This is a genomic window from Saccharopolyspora antimicrobica (genome assembly GCF_003635025.1).
Lineage (GTDB): Bacteria > Actinomycetota > Actinomycetes > Mycobacteriales > Pseudonocardiaceae > Saccharopolyspora > Saccharopolyspora antimicrobica.
Window position 1 is genome coordinate 3,473,693 of the sequence record NZ_RBXX01000002.1, and the last position, 19,376, is coordinate 3,493,068.

The following is a 19,376-nucleotide window of genomic DNA, read 5'->3' on the forward strand; positions in this document are numbered from 1 at the left end:
GTCCGGGCGGTCTGTGGAAGAAGTTTCGCGAATGTTGTCCCGCTCCGCGGGCGGGCTCTTGTACTCTCTGCTGTCGTGATCACACCAGCGTGTGACCTGTACTGATCACGAACGGGTAGGGGGACTCCGTGACAACGGGGATGGAAGGCTTCGCCGCCGGCGCCAGCGCGCTCGCCGGACAGGCCGCAGGCCTGCGCGCTGCAGTCGACAGCGGCAAGGTCGTGATGACTCCAGAGGCGGCCGAGGCCGTCGCCAAGGTCTACGAGGACAAGGCCGAGAAGCTCAGGAAGAAGAGGTTCAGGACCGATCGCCTCGTTGCCAAATCCGCTTTCGGTGACTGCAACATCGGGCGTGCTCTTGGGCAGAAGTTTGAGGACAAGGTCAACGCTCCCGAGGTTGGCCTCGTGGCAATCCTGGACAAGATGGAGAAGATCCTGCGGGACATGGCGCAGGCGTACCGGGACTCCGCTCGGGACATGCAGAACACGGACGACGAACACGCTCGCAACCTGAACCGGAACGTCTGATCTGATGGTGGTTATGCGTACGACACGACTCGCGGTCGCCGTGGTTGGGACTGCTGTAGGACTTCTCCTCGCTGGGTGCTCCACTGGTGGTGCTGGTGGTGGGAGCGTTGAGCCTACGACGGCACCTGAACCCGAGAACGTCCTCGCGAGCGTTGATCCCTGCACCGTGCTGTCTCCCGATGAGCTGCAGCAGCTTGGTGTCACTGAGCCAGGAGAACCTGTGGACCAGGGCATTGGTGAGGTGGGCTGCGACTTCGACGCGGATGGTTTCGCGTTCGCGATCTACAAGGGCGAGACCGACAGCATCGATTACTGGCACGGGCAGCGTGACAAGTTCGCGATCTTCGAGGAGAACAAGGTCGGCTCGCGCAACGGCATCAAGCAGGTCACCAAGGGTGCTGTCGGCCAGAGCCTGTGCAGCCAGGTCATCGAGGTCGGTAGTGGATCTGTGAGCGTCCAGTTCGGGTACGACGCCGACAAGAAGCAGAGCGACGAGGCCACCTGTGCCAAGGCGATGGAGGTCGCTGAGGTCGTCGAGCCGAAGTTGCCGAAGTAGGGATTTAGCCGAGGGGGAACGGCATGGTTGACGTTTTCGGGGCGGCTGGAGACGCGTTCTCCAGGGTCACGGGGATAGGTGAGACGCGGGCTGAGGAGCAGCGGCGTCTCATGTCGGAGGCCGCTACTGCTGCCAGCGAGAAGCGCGGGCAGCAGTTGGCTCAGCAGCAGGCGGGCCTGGACATTCAGGGCACTGACCCTGCTTCGATCACCCAGCACGACAACTGGAACGACTGGGATCATGCCCGGCTGTACAACCAGCTCGGGCAGTCGCTCCAGCCCGGGGAGATCAACGAGTCAGGCCAGGCCTGGATCGCGCTGGGTAAGGAGATCGCCGAGATCTTCGCGGACCTGGAGCCGGAGACCCGCAGGGCCGCCGGTGACCAGCTGCAGGGTGAGGCCGCCGAGGCTGGCCTCAGCGCTGCGAAGCCGCTGCAGGAGTGGGGGCGGCAGTTCGGCGACTCCTTGAGCGGTACCGGCTACAAGGTCCAGGAAGCCGGGAATGCTGCTGGGCAGACGAAGGCGACTCTGGAGCCTCCGAAGGAGTTCGACGGGCTGCGGAACGGGTTCCGGACCGTCATCTCTCCCGGCGGCGGCGTGATCGACGGCGCTCAGCAGATGATGGAGCAGCGGGAGGCCACGCAGCAGGCTCGGCAGCTCGTGCAGAACGTCTACGCCTCGGGCTACCAGTCCGTCGACTCCAGCACTCCGACGTTCCCTCCGCCGGTCGATCCGCTGAACCCTCCTCCGCCGCCGGACCAGGGGCGGAGCAACCAGCAGGCGATTTCCTCCACGCCGTCCGGGATTTCCGGGCAGCCCTCCGGGAGCGTTCCCGGCGGCGGCAGCGTGCCGGGTGGCGGCAGCATTCCCGGCGGCGGTGGCCTACCGGGTGGCGGCTACACGCCTCCGGCGCAGAGCAGTTCGCAATGGGCCGGGCAGCCGAACCTCCCCGGGCCGGGCCTCGGCGCTACGCCGCCCGGTAGCACTCCGCCCGGTGGTGGTGGCGGTGGTTTCCTCGGCGCGATGCCGCCCGGCGGCGGTCCGGGCGGGCCTGGTGGTCGTGGTCTTGGTGGCCCCGGCGGCGCAGGCGGTCGCGGGCCCGGCGCTGCCGGTGGCATGGGCGCCGGTGGTCGTGCCGGTGCCGGTGGTCCCGGCATGGGCGCCGGCGGCCGTGCGGGCATGGGCGGGCTCGGTGCCGGAGCCGGTGCGGGCGGTGTCGGTGGTGCCGCCGCTGGCGGTGCCGGTGCTCGTGGTGGTGCCGGTGGCGGGATGGGCGCCGGTGCCGGTCAGCGCGGTCAGGGCAGCGAGGACCAGGAGCACGACCGGCCGAGCTGGCTGGAGGAGCAGGACGACATCTGGCTGGACGACATGCCCAGGACCGCTCCGCCGGTCTTCGGCGACTGGGGCAACTGACGGGGGTAAAGCGTGTCCGAGCGTTGGCTGCTGCCACCGCTGTGGTTCGACTTCTGCTGGGAGATCGGGCGTTTCGACGAGTACCCGTTCCCGATCGCGGTGCGCTCGCACGGCGCGACGCTGGAAGAGCGCGCCGTGCTGCGCCAGCGCGCGCTGCCCGAGATGCAGGCGGCGGGGCTGCTCGCCGGAACCGGTCTCGCACCGCGTTTCGGGCAGGTGCTGGCCCAGCTGGCCAAGCCGGGGCTGTGGATCGAAGGGCTCTGGCTGCCCGACGAGACCACCGATTCGCCGGTCCGGCTGATGTCGGTGGCCGGCGAGGACGGCGCACTGCTGCTCGTCCAGGACTCCGGCGAGTCCGCGAGCTACGGCGGTGACCTGCGCATCTCCGTGCACCCGCGGACTTCGCTGGTCGCGGCGGCGCTCCAGGGCATGCCACCGGCTCCGCCCGGGAAGCGCCCGCGCCTGGCGGTTCCGTGCGCCGAGCTCGCGCAGGAGAAAGCCGCGCCGGAGGAGAACTTCGACGAGGTCGACATGATGCAGTCGGCGGCGCCGACCAGGCGAAATCCGTCGGCCGCCGACGCGCTGCGCTCGCTCCTCGCGGAGCAGCACCTCCGGGACGGGCAGTTCACCGTGAACATGCGGGACCGCAACGGCCGCATGCGCCGCTCCCAGGTGCTCAAGTGGTTCGACGCGCGCGAGCCCGACGGCCGCTACGGCATGACCCAGCAGCAGCGGCCCGGCGTCGGGCCCGAACTGGTGCTGGCCCCGCTCGCGCCGCCGGATCTGGGCAAGGCGCTGGAGAACCGCGTCGCGGAGGTCCGCACCGCGGCCTGACACCTGCACCTCGTCCGGATTGTCCGGTAAGTTCTGCGCGGAACCGTGCTCGGCCGCGCCGCATCCGGTGGCGCACTGTTGGTGCGTCCGCACCCTTAACCTCTAGGGTGATCTGGGGGAGTCGGCGCGCCGAGCGGTCGGCGGTCGGACGACGACGTCGGCGGGGCGGCGCTCCGGCGACGGTGAAGGAGTTCTGGGTGTCCCTGCACGTCTCGATCGACTTCGGCACGTCGAGCACATGCACGGTGGTCTCGGTCGGCGGCGCTGAACCACAGGTCGTGGTCATCGACGGTCAACCGCTGGTCCCGTCCGCGGTGTTCGCCGCGGCCGACGGCACGCTGTTCGTCGGTCACGAGGCCGAGCGCCAGGCTGCGGTCGACCCGGCCCGCTTCGAACCGCACCCGAAGCGCCGCATCGACGAGGGCGAGCTGCTGCTGGGCAGCACCGTGCTCAAGGTCGGCGACGTGATCCGCTCGGTGCTGCAGCGCGCGGTGAACGAAGCCCGCCGCTTCGCCGGTGGCGCGGTCGTCGACCTGCTGGTCCTGACCCACCCCGCGGACTGGGGATCGGTGCGCACCGCCGAATTGCGCCAGGCCGCAACCGGTCTCGGCAAGGAGATCGTGCTCGTGCCGGAGCCGGTGGCCGCCGCGGTATTCCACTCCGCCGGCCACGGCCTCCCCGACGGCGGCGCGCTCGCCGTGCTCGACCTCGGCGGCGGCACCGTGGACGCCAGCGTGGTGCGCAAGCAGGGCGCGTCCTTCCAGGTGCTGGCCACCCGCGGCGATCCGAACTTCGGCGGTGCGGACATCGACCAGGCGCTGCTGGAGCACATCGGCCACCTCGTCTCCGGCACCGATCCGGAGGCCTGGGCCAAGCTCGTCGAAGGCCGCGAGATGGCCGACCGGCGGCGCCGCCGCGTGGTCCGCCAGGACGTGCGCGGCGCGAAGGAGACGCTGTCCCGGCACACCTACACCGACGTGCCGATGCCGCCGCCGTTCTCCGACGCGCACGTCACCCGCGTCGACCTCGAATCCCTGATCGCCGCCCCGCTGGGCAAGGCCGCCGACCTGGTGCTCACCACGCTGCGCGAGGGCCAGGTTCAGCGCCAGCAGCTGGCCGGGGTGTTCCTCGTCGGCGGATCGAGCCGGATCCCGTTGGTGTCGCGGCTGATCCACGAGCGCACCGGCGTCGTTCCGACCACATTGGACCAGCCGGAGACCGTCGTCGCGCGCGGCGCGCTGCGCGCGGTGCGGCTCGACCCGGAGCGCACCGGAGGACTGGCGCCCGCCGGTGCCTGGGCTGGGACGACGACGGTCCGCTCGATGCCGATGCACCCCGCAGCCCCCGGTGTCGTCACCACGAGCGACTCGCTCAGCCGTGCCCGCACGGTGGTGATCGGCGGCAGCGACACCACGCTGCCGGTGGCCAAGCCGCGCTCCGCCAAGAGCAAGCTGCCGTGGCTGATCAGCGCCACTGCCGCGGTGGTGCTCGCCGTCGGCGTGGTCGTCACCCTGCTGCTCACCAGCAACGGGACGGACGCGGTCGCCGCGCAGAAGGTGGCCGCATACGACTACGCGTTCACCTATCCGGGGCACTGGGAGCAGGCTGGCGGCGACGAGGCGAAGTTCCAGACGCTGCTGCAGCCCACGGACGGCCCGCAGGGCTCGATGATCGCGGTCGAGGAGGGCCGCCTCGGCTTCGACACCGACACCGACCGCGCCCGCGCGGTGCAGATGCTGCGCACCGAGTACGAGCAGTCCGTCGCGCAGGGCAAGCCGTTCGCCAAATTCACCGCAACCGCCAGTTTCGGCGGCCAGGAAGTGGTGTACTACCAGGAAAACCTGCCGGAGACGACCGTCGAGTGGTTCACGCTCTACCGCGGGCAGTACAAGATGAGCGTCGGCTGCAAGTACAGCCCGGCGGGCCGGGACGACGTGCGCCGCGCGTGCGAGCAGGTCGTCCGAACGCTGGCGGTCGGCTGAACAGAGGCGGAAATCGCGGCGGAAATCGCGTCGCTCGCTTTCCAGCCCGTCCCCGGCGCGAAAAAGAATTCGCTCGCGCAAAGCCGGGCGGGGAAGGCGCATTGACATGGACGCAGCAGCAGAATCCGTTCGCAAATTCCGAACCGAGCTCGCCGCCGCGGTGGGCCGCGGGCAACGCGCCCGCACCGATGCGCAACGCCGCACCGCCGATTTCCGGCGGAACACCGAAGAACTCGCCGAGCGCGCCGGGCGGACCGGCGACGGCGAGCAGCGCGCGGAGGCATTGGCGCACCGCAACCGGATGGGACTGGAAGTCCCGGAGCTGACCGGACCGATTCCGGCCGCCGGTTCCACCGAGGACACCGGTGTTGCCGACGAGAAGGCGGCGAAGGCCGGGAAATCGCAAGAGCAAACGCCGTCCGACGGTAGCGATCTGGACTTTTCACAAGCGCAAATCATGCGATGACCTGCGGGTTCCGCGCGCAGCGTTTACATCAGCAACGGGTTCCGCAGAAATCCAGGACAACGTGGAACCGATCGTGGCAATGTCTGCGTCGTAGGTTCATCCGAACTTGCTGTCGAGTTTGAAGGGGGTCATCCAGAGATGGCTGGAATTGGTGCAGACGTCGAGGCGATCCAGCAGGCGTCCGTTGACATCGACGAGGCTCGCAACGCTGTCGAGCAGGCGCTCCAGCAGCTGCAGGGCCAGCTCGAGGGCCCGGTCGCGAACTGGAAGGGCGCGGCCGCGGACGTCTTCCGCAAGCTGATGGAGCAGTACGAGGCCAGCGGCAAGAAGATCATCCAGAAGCTGGACGAGCTGGGCCAGAACGTGCAGTCCTCGGGTCAGGACTACGCGGCCACCCAGGAAGACCAGGCCCAGGAGATCTCCAAGATCGCCAGCCTGCTCGACGGCTGATTTGCCGGCAGTCGCACACTCCACTTTCTTCAGAGGTTCTTGAGGGGATAACGCAATGAGCGAGATCAACGTCAACTTCGCGGAGCTGCAGCAGGCTTCCGACGACCTGCAGGCCGCCGCGCAGAAGATCCAGGGCGAGCTGGACGACCTGGAGAGCAAGATCCAGAAGCTGATCGCCACCTGGGAGGGCGAGGCTCAGGAGTCCTACCACACCGCGCAGCGCGAGTGGGACGCCGAGGCGGCCAAGATGCAGGAGACCGCCGCCAAGATGGGCATGGCCGTTGGCGCCGCCAACGAGGCCTTCCAGGCCGGTGAGAAGAAGAACGCCGGCCGCTTCGGTGGCTGAGTTCACGCGTTGAGCGTTTCCGCGGCCCCGGCCATTCGCCGGGGCCGCGTGCTGTGTCCGGGGCCTGCCGCGGCGGGCTGACGGGCATTGCTATCCTGTAGTCGGCGATCTGCCAGGTCAGCATCCTCGTCCCCCGCTACCGAGGACCCGTTTTGACCGGGCCAGAAGCCACCAAGTACCCTCATTCTTTGTTGTGCGGTGCGCGGCTGCAGCTCGCGCAAGAGGATCGGATCTGCGGATCACGGTCCCGGCGCCGGTGCTGACGGACGTGCCGGTTCCCCGACAAGGGACCGACCGACGTGATCGAGACGGGCTCCGCACTGACGATTCCGACGCGAACGACGACGAGGTAGACCCGTGCGCACGTACAGCCCGAAGCCCGGCGAGGTGACCCGCGCCTGGCACGTGATCGACGCCGAGGATGTTGTGCTCGGCCGGTTGGCAACTCAGGCCGCGACGCTGCTGCGCGGCAAGCACAAGCCGACCTACGCACCGCACGTGGACACCGGCGACTTCGTCGTCGTCATCAATGCGGAGAAGGTTGCCCTCACCGGGAACAAGCGGGACCAGGCGTTCCACTACCGGCACAGCGGCTACCCCGGTGGTCTGCGCAAGCAGTCCTTCGGTGAGGTGCTGGAGAAGCACCCCGAGCGGCTGTTGGAAAAGGCGATCAAGGGCATGCTCCCGAAGAACAAGCTCGGCCGCGCCATGGGCAAGAAGCTCAAGGTCTACGCCGGCTCGGAGCACCCGCACCAGGCCCAGAACCCGCAGCCGTTCGAGATTAAGGCGAAGGTCCAGAAGTGACTGACGAACTTCAGCAGGAAGAGGCAGTGAACGCCCCGGAGGAGACCGCTGCGGAGGAAACCGCGGAGGCCGCCGAGGTCGAGGTCGAGGTCGAGGAGGCCGCTCCGGCCCCGCTGCCGGTGCCGACCGGTCGCCCCGTGCAGACCGTCGGTCGCCGCAAGGAGGCCGTGGTCCGCGTCCGGCTGGTGCCGGGCAACGGTGGCTTCAAGCTCAACGGCAAGGCCCTTGAGCAGTACTTCCCGAACAAGGTCCACCAGCAGATCGTCAAGGAACCGCTGGTGACCGTCGAGCGCCTGGAGAGCTTCGACGTGCTGGCCACCCTGCGCGGTGGCGGCCCGTCCGGCCAGGCCGGTGCGCTGCGCATGGCGATCGCCCGTGCGCTGGTCGCCTACGACGGCGACGACCGCCCGGCGCTGAAGAAGGCCGGCATGCTCACCCGTGACGCGCGGGAGAAGGAGCGCAAGAAGTACGGCCTCAAGAAGGCCCGTAAGGCGCCGCAGTTCAGCAAGCGCTGACGCGAACCTCACACGATTTGCGGGAGCAGTCGAGTCCACACTGGACGCGGCTGCTCCCGCAGTCGTTTCAGGGGTCTCGCCGCCGTCCCCGACGCAACTTCAATGGAAATCAGACGTGCGATTTCAATTGAACTTGCATCGGGGCGGATGCGGACTCCACCGGTTTTCGTGAACCTGATCACCTGAACGTGATGACAGTCCCCGGTCTGGGCCCGCGGCCGCGCCGGTGTACGAGGAGGACTTGCTGCTGATGTCTCGGTTGTTCGGCACCGACGGGGTGCGTGGACTGGCCAACGCCGACCTGACCCCAGAACTGGCGATGTCGGTGGCCGCTGCGGCGGCCCGGGTGCTCTACGACCGGGACGATTCGAAACGCCGCGTGGCGCTGGTCGGCCGCGACCCGCGGGCCAGCGGCGAGATGCTGGAGGCGGCCGTCACCGCGGGCCTGACCTCGGCCGGTGCCGACGTGCTGCGGGTCGGCGTGCTGCCCACCCCGGCGGTGGCGCACCTGGTGGCCGAGCTCGGCGCGGACCTCGGCGTGATGATCTCCGCCTCGCACAACCCGATGCCCGACAACGGGATCAAGCTCTTCGCGGCCGGCGGGCAGAAGCTGCCGGACGTGGTGGAGGACGAGATCGAGGCCCGCCTCGCCGAGCAGGTCGAGCGCCCGACCGGCGTCCACGTGGGCCGGGTCCGGGACGTTCCCGACGCGGTGCAGCGCTACGTCGACCACCTGCTCGAAGCCGCCCCGCAGCCGCTGAACGGGCTGAAGATCGTGGTGGACTGCGCGAACGGCGCGGCCTCGACGGCGGCGCCGGAGGCCTACCGCCGCGCGGGCGCGGACGTGGTGGCGATCAACGCCGAGCCGGACGGCCTCAACATCAACGACGGCGTCGGCTCGACCCACCTCGACGTGCTGCAGGCCGCAGTGGTCGAGCACGGCGCGGACCTGGGCGTGGCGCACGACGGTGACGCCGACCGCTGCCTGGCGGTGGACGCCGCGGGTGCGGTGGTGGACGGCGACCAGATCATGGCCGTCCTCGCGGTGGCCATGCACGAGGCCGGCGAGCTCACCGAGAACACGCTGGTCGCGACGGTCATGAGCAACCTCGGCCTGCACCTGGCGATGCGCGAGCACGGCGTGTCCCTGCGCACCACGGCGGTCGGCGACCGGTACGTCCTGGAGGAGCTGCGCTCCGGCGGCTTCGCCCTCGGCGGCGAGCAGTCGGGCCACGTGGTGCTGCCCGCGCACGCCACCACCGGCGACGGCCTGCTCACCGCGCTGCGCCTGATGGGCCGCGTGGCGGCGACCGGCACTCCGCTGTCGTCCCTGGCCAAGGTGATGCGGCGGCTGCCGCAGGTGCTGATCAACGTCCGCGTCGCGGACAAGGCCGCGGCGGTGGCGGCGCCCGAGGTGGCGGCTGCGGTGGCCCGGACCGAGGCCGAGCTGGGCGAGTCCGGCCGCGTCCTGCTGCGCCAGTCCGGCACCGAGCAGCTGGTGCGGGTGATGGTGGAGGCCCAAACGGAGCAGAGCGCGCAGGCCGCTGCTGAGCGTTTGGCCGAAATCGTTGCCTCGTTCCGGTGATCTTTGTGATGTAGATCTCTCGGAATTAGCCCGTTCGTGAGACCATGCTCACATGGGTGCCATCGTTGTCGCCATGATCGTCGGGCTCGTCGCAGTCGGGCTCGTCGCTGCTCTCGTGATCTTCTCCGCGCTCGCGGTAGCCGGCCTCAAGGCCGTGAACGCCGCGCACGAGGGCAGGTCCTGGCTCGTGAACCGGCGGAACCGGAGCTGACCCGGCCATGCGAGGGCAGTTCTTCGGCGATCTGCTGATGGTGCTGATCATCCCGCTGCTGGGCATGCTCGTCGCGGGCCTGCTGGCCGTCGTGCTGGCCCAGGGCGGGCTGCAGAACCTCCTGCCCGGCGCAGGTCACTGACCGCTGCGAACCCGCCCCGCCACCGCCCCCGGTGCGCGGGGCGGTTCCGTGCGCGCGGAATCGGATCGATCCAGTGCGCCGAGAGCGGGACACCGGGAGGCCGGTCTCCGATAGGTTCGGTGCTCGAACTCGACGAGGGGAGGCTTCGGTGGTCGAGTGGATCGTCCCCGCGCTCCTGTCCATCGCGGTCGGCGCCGGCACCGGTACCGGCGTGGCATTCCTGATGACCAGGAAGATCGCCGCGCAACCGCAGCGGCAGGCGGTGCCGCCGCACCCGCCGCAGGGCTTCGGGAACCCCTACCAGCAGTGACGTCTCGGAGGAGGAAGTCGTGAGCTACTTCTGGATGGGCGTCCTGGTCGTGGCGCTCCTCGGCGCTGTCGCGGGTGGGCTCGCGGCCTTCGTCGTGGTGAAGGTGAAGCTCCGCGGCCTGAACGTTCAGCAGGCCCCGCAGCCGGGATTCCAGCAACCGGGATTCCAGCAGCACCCGCAGCAGTTCCAGCAGCAGTACCCGCCGCAGCAGGGCTACCCGCAGCAGCCGCCGCAGCAGGGCTACGGCCAGCCGCCGTACCCGCCGCAGTGATCTGCGGAGTTCCGCGGGATTCGCGGAGCTCCCGGCTGGCATCATCTTGCGCATGCTCCTGATGCTGATTCTCGTCCTGGGACTGCTGCTGGTCGTCGGCGTGGTGGTCGTGGTGGTCGTCGTCGCGGCGAAGAGCGGGAAGCGATCAGCGCAGCCGCCGCAGCAGTACGGCTACCCGCAGCAGTTCCAGCAGCAGTACCCGCCGCAGCAGGGCTTCCCCCAGCAGCCGCCGCAGCAGGGCTACGGCCAGCCGCCGCGGTGAACTTCGGCGTTCCGCTGATCCGGGGCTGAACCGCCTGGCATCATCCGGGCCATGCCAGGCGGATGGGAAATCATGGTCATCGTCCTGCCCTTCCTCCTTCTGCTGGTGATCGGTGCTGTGATCGCGACGATCGTGATCACGTCCGGTCGCCGGAAGCGGAGGCGGCAGCAGTCGCAGTCCGGCGCCCCGCACCAGCGGTGAGGCGGGTCTCTTCGCGGATGCAAGCAGCTCGCCGGTTTTCGGTCTTTCGCGCAGCTGGACCTGTCAAGATGGGGAACCGGTGAGCGAATCAAGGCGTCCCAGTCGAGGTTGGGACGTCTGGGCCGTTGAAGGGGGCGCTGATGAGCGGGACGGCAACCTCGGGCAGCGATATCGGGAAGGCGGCGTCCGCCTTCTCCGACAGCTCCGAGGAGATCAAGGGGCAGGCCAAAACGGTCAGCGAGGCCAAGGCGACGCCGGAGAAGGCCGGTCGCAAGTTCCAGGAAGCGGGCCAGGCCTACAAGCAAGCGCTGGAAAAACTGGGGAAGAACATCGAGTCCTTCGCCTCTCACGGCACCAAGCTGTCCGAGGACTTCACGGCGTCTGCCAAGGAGTACACCTCCAGCGATGAGACGGGTGCCAACGAGGTCGGGAAGGTCAAGGTCTGATGGCGGGTCCGTTCGAGACTGTGGGCAGGGCGCTCGACGACGGCGTCGAGTGGGTCGGCGACAAGGCCGGCAACGCCGGTGAGGCGGTTGCCGACGGCGTCGAGGCGGTCGGCGACGGTGCCGAGTGGGTCGGCGACCGGGTCGTGGACGGCGCCCAGGCGGTCGGCGACGGTGCCGAGTGGGTCGGCGATCGCGTTGTGGACGGCGCCCAGGCGGTCGGCGATGGCGCCGAGTGGGTCGGCGATCGCGTTGTGGACGGCGCCCAGGCAGTGGGCGATGGCGTCGAGTGGGTCGGCGACCGGGCCGTGGACGGTGCGAAGGCCGTCGGTGAAGGCGTCTCGGCCGTGGGCGAAGGCATCGTCGACGGCGTTTCCGCTGTCGGTGAAGGCATCGTCGACGGAGTCTCCGCCGTTGGCGAGGGAATCGTCGACGGCGTGAAGGCCGTCGGCGAGGGCGCGAAGTGGCTCGACGACAAGATCGATGACGGTGCCAGCTGGCTCGTCGACAACGCGGGCAGCATCGCCGATGGCGCGATGAAGGTGGTCAACCCCATCGGCAGCGCCATCTTCGAGGAGGTCACCGGCGGTGGCTTCTCCGAGCTGCAGAAGAAGATCGAGGAAGCCGAGAAGCGCAAGGGCGCGATCGAGGACGGCAAGAAGGCGCTGGAGAGCAGCGGCCCGGTCGGCACCTCCGACGAGCTGCTCGACCACGGCAAGGTCGGACTGGACTTCTTCGAGAAGTTCCTGCCGCTGTACAAGGACTGGACGGGCGGCGGCCCGGACTTCCAGGGCGAGATCGTCAAGGAGTACGACCAGCTCCGCGAGATCGACTTCGGCGCGTTCCGGCAGGACGCCGAGATGCTCGGCGGCGTGTCCGGGAAGCTGCAGGACCAGAGCAGCTCGATGGGGCAGGCGTTCAACACCGCCAAGCAGACCTGGCAGGGCGAGGCCTCGGAGGCCGCCTCGGCGAAGGTCGGCAACTTCAACTCCGCGGGCGGCACCGTCGCCAGCGAGACCGAGAAGTTCGCCGGTGCCATCACGCCGGCCGTCGACGGCATCCAGAACGTCGTCCGCGAGTACAGCAAGTTCGTGCTGGAGCTCGGCGAGAACCTGAAGTGCGCGGACAAGACGCCGGACGAGACCAAGGACGAGATCCGCAAGGCGCGCGGCGACATCCAGCCCAGCGACCTCGCCGACGTCGGCATCGACGACATCTTCTCCGGCATCTGGTCGACGGTGAAGGGCTCCGCCATCGGGTTCATCTGCGGTGGCCCCATCGGCGGGCTGATCGGCCAGTTCGTCGGCGGGCAGGACGCCGCCAAGGAGATCCGCCAGGGCCTGATCGACGACGCCAAGAAGTGGCTCGACGAGGCGTTCAAGCCCGAGATGGACCAGAAGGTCAGCTCCTTCAAGGACCAGAGCAAGAGCACGCAGGACGCCGTGCAGCAGAGCTACGACCAGATGATCAACGGCGCTCCGATCAGCGACGACCCGTTCAAGAGCATGGAGGGGCAGGGCTCCGACCAGGGCGGCAACGGCGACACCGGCGGTGGCGGTGGTGGCGGCAACACCGGTGGCGGTGGTGGCGGCGGTGGCACCCCCGGCGGTGGCGGTGGCGGCGGCACGCCCGGTGGCGGCGGCGGTGCTCCGGGCGGCGGTGGCGCTCCGGAGATGCCGGAAACCCCGGAGATGCCCAAGCCTCCGGAGATGCCCGAGATGCCCGGCCAGGGCGGTGCCGGCGGCGACGGCGAGAAGGTGACCCTCGGCGAGGGCGACGACGCGGTCACCGTCCACAAGCCCGGCGAAGACGGCAAGATGCAGGTCGAGCTGATGGGCCCGGACGGCAAGCCGAAGACCTACGAGGTCGACTTCGGCGGCGAGGGCGGCGCCGGGCAGCCCGGCGTGCCGCAGGGGCCCGGTCAGGGCGTCGGCAACGCGACCGGCAGCGGCGGCCAGGGCCCGGAGCAGGTGCAGGTCGGCCCGGACGGCAAGGCCGTCATCGAGGAGGGCGGCCGCACGCTCACCTTCGAGCGCACGCCCGACGGCGAGGTCAAGGTCAACGTGGACAACGGCGACGGCAAGCCGCCGCTGAACCAGACGATCGAGTTCGCCAAGAACACCCCGGGCATGCCCGGCCCCGCCGGGACCGTCCCGGAGGTGTCCACGATGCCCGCGCCGGACAACGGCCCCGGAATTCCGGGCCAGACCGGTCCGGCTCCGGCTCCGGACATCGTGGGCGGACCGACTCCTGCTCCGGCTCCGGACTTCATCGGTGGTCCGGCTCCTGCTCCGGACATCGTCGGCGGGCCGGCTCCGGCGCCCGCTCCCGACTTCATCGGCAGCCCGGCTCCGGCGCCCGGCTTCGTCGGCGGTCCCGCTCCGGCTCCGGACCTCGGCGTCGGCGCGGTTCCGGGCGGCAGCTTCGGTCCTGCGCCGGGCGGCGGGTCTGCTGACGCCGGGTTCGGCGGCGGCTCGGCGGGCGGCTTCACCACGATGCCCGCGTTCAACCCCGAGGGCGGGCCGGACGTGCCCGCGTCCACCACGCCGCAGGCCGCTGGCGCCAGCACGTTCAGCCCGATGGGCGAGGGCGTGCAGAACTCCTTCGGCAGCAGCTCCGGGCAGCTGTTCGGCGGCGATTCCGCCGCTTCGCAGCCCGCCGGTGCGACCGGGATGTCCTCGTTCGGCGACTCCGCCAGCGGTAGCTCCGCCAGCGGCAGCGCGCAGGGCTCCACCGGCCTGTCCTCGTTCGGCCCCGACCCGGCGGCTGGCCCGCCGCAGTCCGGCCAGCAGAGCGGCCAGAACCCGAGCGCCGCGGTCGGCGGCGGTGGCGGCAGCGCGGGCGGCGGCATGATGGGCGGGATGATGGGCGGCATGGGCGGTGCTCAAGGCGCCCAGCAGGGCGGCGAGCAGGAGCGCTCCAACTCCAGCCCGTGGCGCACCCAGGGCCAGCTGTTCGATGACGGCGTGGAGAAGTCGAACGTGGCCTTCCGCTCGGTGCTCGGCGAAGACCGGGAGAGGTGAGTCAGGTGGTTGTGGTCAACCAGCGGGTCGCGGACGAGATCGCGACCCTGACCGCGCGGCACCGCTACGGGATCGCGGACAACGTGGACGCGGTCCGCGCGGCGGAAGCGGCCTCGGCCAAGAAGAGCGAGGAGATCAAGGAAGCCGCCGCTGCCCGCAAGCAGGAGCTCGTGGAACGGGCCGAGAAGGCGCGGGAGCAGGCGGAAAAACCGCGCAACGACTGGTCGAACAAGTCGCAGCAGGACGACAACGTGATCGGCTTCGGCGGCGAGGACGATTACGAGGAAGAGCCGCCGCAGCAACCGGTTTCGGCCCGCCCGGCACCGCCGCCTCCGCCGCCGCCCGCACCTCCGGCGCCGTCGCCGCGGTCACGTCGTCAGCCGGCCTTCGACGATGACGACGACTACGAGAACCAGAACTGGCTGAGGTGACGAGAAGAGGCCGGCCCCGCAACGGGACCGGCCTCTTCCGCTGCGGCTTGGTGAATTCGCCGGTCGCGCGCGGTCGCGTCGCGTAGCCTCCTGCGCGTGCATCCTCAGCAGCCGGGCTCCTGGGGGCCTCCGCCTGGCGGCCAGTACCCCCAGCAGCCTTTTTCGCAAGCACCGCAGGGATATCCGCCGGTCCAGCCGGGATTTCCGCAACCACCGCAGAAGAAGCGCGGGAAGCGCGTCGGGCTGATCGTGGGCATCTGCCTCGGTGCGCTGGTCCTGCTCGGCGCCGGCGGTTTCCTCGTGGTGGCGTACCTGAACTACTCGAAGCCCGCCGGGGATCCGCCGACGAACGCCGCGCTTCCCGAGGACTGCGACCTGGTCGGCGACGCGACCCTGAAGCGCCTGCACGTCACCAACCCCGAACCGATCATCATCGGCGAGGACCCGTCCAGCGGGCGCTCCACCTGCGGTTGGGGCCCGACGCGGGGGCAGGACGGCAACAACCAGCGGACGTTGCGGATCGACGTCCGCAATCTCTCGAAGGTCGACGGCGGCGACGCGAAGGACACTTTCGGGACGTACCGGGAGAATTCCTCGGGCGAGCTCCGGGAGGTCTCCGGGATCGGCGACGAAGCCTTCCTCGTCTCCCGGGGCGCGGACTCGCCCGGCGAGCTGAACTTCCGCGAGGGCCAGAAGATCGTGACCGTCGTGTACAGCGGCTGGGACCGGAGCTTCCTCGGCGACAGCACCCAGATGTCGTCGGCCGAAGGGGAGCAGGCCGTGCTGGCAGTGGCCAAGGAGATCGTTTCCGGGCTGTGAGTGGCGATGGTCGCGCGCCCGGCCATCGCCACCGGCCACATCGGACGTCTACGATCCGGTGGTGCAACCGCAACAACCCGGGCAGTGGGGTCCGCAGCACCCGCAAGCTCCTCAGCAAGTCCAGCCGTGGCAACCAGTTCCGAAGAAGAAGAGCCGCGCAGGGTGCATCACGTTCCTGATCCTCGGCCTCGTCGCGCTGCTGGTCGTCGGCGGGATCGCCGGTGTGTACTTCTACTGGCGGCACGGCATCGTCACCGAACCCGCGGGGGAGGAACCCTCCGGGCAGCCGGTGATCGCGCCGTGCGACCTCGTCAGCGCGGAAACCCTGCGGAAGCTGCACACCACGAACCTGATCCACGGTTACTCCGATGAGGAAACCGGTTCGGCGACCTGCACGTGGCGGGCGACCAAGGGCCAGGACGGCACCAACGAGCGCTACCTGGACATCACGGTTTCCACTTCGGTGGCAGAGGATCCCGCCGACGCGCTGGCCGAAGCCGAGGAGACCTTCGAGCACTACCGGCAGACCGACGGCAAGCGCGCCTCGCGCGTGACCGACGACCTGGAAGGCCCGTGGGACGAGGCGTTCATGGCCACCGGGACCGAGGTGAAGGCGGCCATGGTGATCTTCCGCAAGGGCAGTACGACGGTCTCCGTCGGCTACGACGGTTACGACAAGACCTACTGGTTCGAGGACCAGCGCCTGCCCGCCCCCGATGCCGAGCGGGCCGCCAAGACCGCCGCCGAGGAATTCGCCGCGGGGCTCTGAGTCAGGCTGCGGTGAGCACGCCTCGGGTGTGCTCCTGGTCGACGTGGGTGCCCTTGATGTCGGTGGACAGGAGGGCATCACCTCGGCGGTCGCCGGCCAGCGTGCTCAGGAAGTAGGCGGTCAGCAGGGCCTTGGTCGCCCGCTGGGTCGCGTACTCGGACTTGCCGTGCAGGACGAGCTGGGTCCAGTGCTTGCCCTCGGTGAACCCGAGGTGGCTGGCCTTGGGCACGGTGCGCAGCTGCACCGCGCCGCCCCAGGCGCGGGCGATCGGCTCGGCGTTGGCCACCGGCGGGGCCAGCAGGTCGTTGCCCGCCGCGATGTGCAGGCCGGGCACGCCGACCCTGCCCGCGGCCTCCAGCGCGGACGGGTGGGTCTCGGCGGCGGCCAGCGTGGCCACCGCCCGGATCCGTTCGTCCTCGGCAGCGGCGAGCACCGCGCACCCGCCGCCCATGGCGTGCCCGGCGACACCCAGCTTCTTCTCGTCGACGCTGATCTCGCCGTCGCCGAGCCGGACCCCCACGCAGACGTCCAGCGCGGTGCGCAGGTCGCCGGCGAACATCCGGTGCGAGGCGAGCACGCCGCGCTGCGTGGCGGGCGCGGCGACCACGATGCCCCACGAGGCGAGGTGCCGGAGCAGGCTCAGGTAGCGGCGCGGCGGCTGCAGCCAGCCGTGGCCGAACGCGATCGCGGGCAGTCCCAGCCCGCTGCGCGGGGTGCAGACGATGCCCGGGAGCCCGACGAGAGCCAGATCACCGTGCAGCACGTCGTGCGGTCCGCGCCGGGACAGCTCTTCGAACGCGTTCTTCGCGGAGGGGGCCTTCTTGGCAGTGCGCGCCATGGTCAGCACGGTAGCGGACTCGCGCGTGCGCGCGCGGTAGCCGCTGCGCGGGCGGTTCCACCGCGAACAGGTTCAGACCAAATGGAGTAGCTACGCTGGCTCGAGTGTGCGGCATCGTTGGTTACGTAGGACATCGCCAGGCGCTTGACGTGGTGCTCAACGGGCTCCGGCGGCTCGAGTACCGGGGCTACGACTCGGCGGGCGTGGCACTGCTCGACGGTGCGGGCGGCCTCGCCGTGGAGCGCGCCGCGGGCGCGCTGTCGAACCTGGAGAAGCGGCTCGCCGAGGTCGACGGCAGCCGGTTCGCCGGGAACAGCGGCATGGGTCACACCAGGTGGGCGACGCACGGCGCGCCGACCGACCGCAACGCCCACCCGCACCGCGACACCACCGGGCAGGTGGCCGTGGTGCACAACGGCATCATCGAGAACTTCGCCGCGCTGCGCGCCGAGCTCGAAGCCGCGGGCATCGAGATGGCCAGCGACACCGACACCGAGACGGCGGCGCACCTGGTCGCCGCCGCCTACGCCGCGGGACCGACCGCCGGTGACCTCAGCGCCAGCGTCTGCGCGATCGCCCGCCGGCTGGAGGGTGCCTTCACGCTGGTCGTCACGCACGCCGCGGAACCGGGCAAGGTCGTCGCGGCGCGCCGGTCCTCGCCGCTGGTCGTCGGCGTCGGCGACGGCGAGCACTTCCTCGCCTCCGACGTCGCCGCGTTCATCGAGCACACCCGCGACGCGGTGGAGCTCGGCCAGGACCAGGTCGTCACCATCACCCGCGACGGTTACCGGGTGACCGACTTCGACGACGTCGAGGTCGAGACCAAGCCGTTCAGCGTGGACTGGGACCTGTCGGCCGCCGAGAAGGGCGGTCACGACTACTTCATGCTCAAGGAGATCGAGGAGCAGCCCGAGGCGCTGGAGAACACGCTGCGCGGGCACTTCACCAACGGCAGCATCGTGCTGGACGAGCTGCGCCTCACCGAGCAGGACCTGCGCGACGTCGACAAGGTCTTCGTGGTCGCCTGCGGCACCGCCTACCACTCCGGGCTGCTCGCCAAGTACGCCATCGAGCACTGGTGCCGGGTGCCGGTCGAGGTCGAGCTGGCCAGCGAGTTCCGCTACCGCGACCCGGTGCTGGGCCGCGACACGCTGGTGGTGGCGATCTCCCAGTCCGGCGAGACCGCCGACACCCTGGAAGCGGTCCGGCACGCCCGCACCCAGCGGGCGCGCGTACTGGCGATCTGCAACACCAACGGCGCGCAGATCCCGCGCGAGTCCGACGCGGTGCTCTACACCCACGCCGGGCCGGAGATCGGCGTCGCGGCCACCAAGACGTTCCTCGCCCAGGTGGCGGCGAACTACCTGGTCGGGCTGGCCCTGGCGCAGGCGCGCGGCACGAAGTACTCCGACGAGGTGGCGCGCGAGTACTCAGAGCTGGCCGCGATGCCCGATGCGGTGCGCCGCACGCTGTCCACCGTGGACCAGGTGCGCGAGCTCGGCAAGGAGCTGGCGGACTCCAAGGCGGTGCTGTTCCTGGGCCGCCACGTCGGGTACCCGGTGGCGCTGGAAGGCGCGCTCAAGCTCAAGGAGCTCGCCTACATGCACGCCGAGGGCTTCGCCGCGGGCGAGCTCAAGCACGGCCCGATCGCGCTGATCGAGGAGGGCCTGCCGGTGGTCGTGGTGATGCCGTCGCCGACCGGCCGCGCGCTGCTGCACGCGAAGATGGTGTCCAACATCCGCGAGATCCAGGCGCGCGGCGCCCGCACCATCGTGATCGCCGAGGAGGGCGACGAGACGGTGCGGCCCTTCGCCGACGAGCTGATCACCATCCCGGCGGTGCCGACGCTGCTCCAGCCGCTGGTCTCCACGATCCCGCTCCAGGTGCTGGCGGCGGAGATCGCCCGCGCCCGCGGCTACGACGTGGACAAGCCGCGCAACCTCGCGAAGTCCGTCACCGTCGAGTGATCTTCTGCTGGTGAAGGGCACTTCCGGCGCTCGCCGGAGGTGCCCTTCACCGTCTTCCGCGCTGTTCTGGTGCGATTTCAATGGAAATCGGACGTCTGATTTCCATTGAAATCGCAGATGATCTTCGCGGCCGCTGCCGACGCGCTCCGGTGTGTCGTGCGGCCGGGGCGTTGCGCGGGCGGTTTCAATTGGATCGTGCTCCCGGGGAATCG

The 19,376-nt window shown here is 69.9% G+C and carries 24 protein-coding genes; 23 read left to right on the forward strand and 1 reads right to left on the reverse strand.

The genetic code is table 11. The features are described 5' to 3' along the window. The first annotated feature begins 128 nt into the window (after nt 1-128). The 22 genes from ATL45_RS16975 to ATL45_RS17065 all read left to right on the forward strand — a co-directional run bounded on the left by ATL45_RS16975 (nt 129) and on the right by ATL45_RS17065 (nt 16,359). A complete protein-coding gene (locus ATL45_RS16975) occupies nt 129-527 on the forward strand; it encodes a hypothetical protein (RefSeq protein ID WP_246025392.1) in 399 nt (132 codons plus the stop codon). 13 nt (nt 528-540) lie between these two features. Next, nucleotides 541-1,083, forward strand: coding sequence for a DUF3558 family protein (locus ATL45_RS16980; RefSeq protein WP_170210256.1), 543 nt, complete (start codon nt 541-543; stop codon nt 1,081-1,083). 110 nt (nt 1,084-1,193) lie between these two features. Continuing rightward, nucleotides 1,194-2,495 carry a PPE domain-containing protein gene (locus ATL45_RS40015; RefSeq protein WP_281276030.1) on the forward strand — a complete coding sequence of 434 codons (1,302 nt, stop codon included), beginning with the start codon at nt 1,194-1,196 and terminating at the stop codon, nt 2,493-2,495. 12 nt (nt 2,496-2,507) lie between these two features. After that, nucleotides 2,508-3,329: an ESX secretion-associated protein EspG gene (locus ATL45_RS16995; protein ID WP_093155158.1), complete on the forward strand. Its 822-nt coding sequence runs from the start codon at nt 2,508-2,510 to the stop codon at nt 3,327-3,329. 197 nt (nt 3,330-3,526) lie between these two features. After that, a complete protein-coding gene (locus ATL45_RS17000) occupies nt 3,527-5,311 on the forward strand; it encodes a type VII secretion-associated protein (RefSeq protein ID WP_170210257.1) in 1,785 nt (594 codons plus the stop codon). Between the two features lie 106 nt (nt 5,312-5,417). Continuing rightward, a complete protein-coding gene (locus ATL45_RS17005; RefSeq protein ID WP_093155155.1) occupies nt 5,418-5,777 on the forward strand; it encodes a hypothetical protein in 360 nt (119 codons plus the stop codon). Nucleotides 5,778-5,915: 138 nt separating this feature from the next. Next, a complete protein-coding gene (locus tag ATL45_RS17010) occupies nt 5,916-6,227 on the forward strand; it encodes a WXG100 family type VII secretion target (RefSeq protein ID WP_093155154.1) in 312 nt (103 codons plus the stop codon). 55 nt (nt 6,228-6,282) lie between these two features. After that, the gene (locus ATL45_RS17015) at nt 6,283-6,573 is read left to right on the forward strand and encodes a WXG100 family type VII secretion target (RefSeq protein WP_093155152.1); all 291 of its coding nucleotides are present in this window, start codon (nt 6,283-6,285) and stop codon (nt 6,571-6,573) included. 357 nt (nt 6,574-6,930) lie between these two features. Beyond that, on the forward strand, nt 6,931-7,377 hold the full coding sequence (gene rplM, locus ATL45_RS17020; protein WP_093155151.1) for a 50S ribosomal protein L13: 447 nt from the start codon (nt 6,931-6,933) through the stop codon (nt 7,375-7,377). Continuing rightward, entirely contained in the window at nt 7,374-7,892 is a 519-nt protein-coding gene (gene rpsI, locus ATL45_RS17025) for a 30S ribosomal protein S9 (protein ID WP_093155149.1), read from the forward strand. Before rplM ends, rpsI begins: the two co-directional genes overlap by 4 nt. Nucleotides 7,893-8,142: 250 nt before the next feature. Continuing rightward, the gene (gene glmM, locus ATL45_RS17030) at nt 8,143-9,477 is read left to right on the forward strand and encodes a phosphoglucosamine mutase (protein WP_093155397.1); all 1,335 of its coding nucleotides are present in this window, start codon (nt 8,143-8,145) and stop codon (nt 9,475-9,477) included. A 52-nt stretch (nt 9,478-9,529) separates the two neighbouring features. Next, complete coding sequence (locus tag ATL45_RS38870; RefSeq protein ID WP_170210258.1) at nt 9,530-9,688, forward strand: hypothetical protein; 159 nt, start codon at nt 9,530-9,532, stop codon at nt 9,686-9,688. Nucleotides 9,689-9,695: 7 nt separating this feature from the next. Further along, nucleotides 9,696-9,830 (forward strand): hypothetical protein, encoded by a 135-nt coding sequence (locus ATL45_RS40020; RefSeq protein ID WP_256258431.1) that lies wholly within the window; start codon nt 9,696-9,698, stop codon nt 9,828-9,830. Between the two features lie 148 nt (nt 9,831-9,978). After that, complete coding sequence (locus ATL45_RS38875) at nt 9,979-10,140, forward strand: hypothetical protein (RefSeq protein WP_170210259.1); 162 nt, start codon at nt 9,979-9,981, stop codon at nt 10,138-10,140. A gap of 19 nt (nt 10,141-10,159) precedes the next feature. Then, nucleotides 10,160-10,411 (forward strand): hypothetical protein, encoded by a 252-nt coding sequence (locus ATL45_RS38880; protein WP_170210260.1) that lies wholly within the window; start codon nt 10,160-10,162, stop codon nt 10,409-10,411. 52 nt (nt 10,412-10,463) lie between these two features. After that, nucleotides 10,464-10,673 (forward strand): hypothetical protein, encoded by a 210-nt coding sequence (locus ATL45_RS38885; RefSeq protein WP_093155148.1) that lies wholly within the window; start codon nt 10,464-10,466, stop codon nt 10,671-10,673. 51 nt (nt 10,674-10,724) lie between these two features. Next, nucleotides 10,725-10,874 (forward strand): hypothetical protein, encoded by a 150-nt coding sequence (locus ATL45_RS38890; protein ID WP_170210261.1) that lies wholly within the window; start codon nt 10,725-10,727, stop codon nt 10,872-10,874. A gap of 140 nt (nt 10,875-11,014) precedes the next feature. Further along, nucleotides 11,015-11,320 carry a type VII secretion target gene (locus ATL45_RS17045; RefSeq protein ID WP_093155146.1) on the forward strand — a complete coding sequence of 102 codons (306 nt, stop codon included), beginning with the start codon at nt 11,015-11,017 and terminating at the stop codon, nt 11,318-11,320. Beyond that, on the forward strand, nt 11,320-14,340 hold the full coding sequence (locus tag ATL45_RS17050) for a hypothetical protein (RefSeq protein WP_093155145.1): 3,021 nt from the start codon (nt 11,320-11,322) through the stop codon (nt 14,338-14,340). The genes ATL45_RS17045 and ATL45_RS17050 overlap by 1 nt, the downstream gene beginning before the upstream one ends. Next, nucleotides 14,337-14,771 (forward strand): hypothetical protein, encoded by a 435-nt coding sequence (locus ATL45_RS17055; protein ID WP_143121690.1) that lies wholly within the window; start codon nt 14,337-14,339, stop codon nt 14,769-14,771. The genes ATL45_RS17050 and ATL45_RS17055 overlap by 4 nt, the downstream gene beginning before the upstream one ends. 96 nt (nt 14,772-14,867) lie before the next feature. After that, nucleotides 14,868-15,590: a hypothetical protein gene (locus ATL45_RS17060; protein WP_143121689.1), complete on the forward strand. Its 723-nt coding sequence runs from the start codon at nt 14,868-14,870 to the stop codon at nt 15,588-15,590. Nucleotides 15,591-15,651: 61 nt separating this feature from the next. Further along, nucleotides 15,652-16,359 (forward strand): flagellar basal body-associated FliL family protein, encoded by a 708-nt coding sequence (locus ATL45_RS17065; protein ID WP_143121688.1) that lies wholly within the window; start codon nt 15,652-15,654, stop codon nt 16,357-16,359. A gap of 1 nt (nt 16,360) precedes the next feature. On the opposite strand, the gene ATL45_RS17070 is transcribed toward ATL45_RS17065, so the two are convergent. Further along, entirely contained in the window at nt 16,361-17,197 is an 837-nt protein-coding gene (locus ATL45_RS17070) for a dienelactone hydrolase family protein (RefSeq protein WP_170210262.1), read from the reverse strand. Nucleotides 17,198-17,301: 104 nt separating this feature from the next. On the opposite strand from ATL45_RS17070, the gene glmS reads away from it, so the two are divergent. Next, a complete protein-coding gene (gene glmS, locus ATL45_RS17075; protein WP_093155137.1) occupies nt 17,302-19,164 on the forward strand; it encodes a glutamine--fructose-6-phosphate transaminase (isomerizing) in 1,863 nt (620 codons plus the stop codon). Nucleotides 19,165-19,376: the final 212 nt, after the last annotated feature.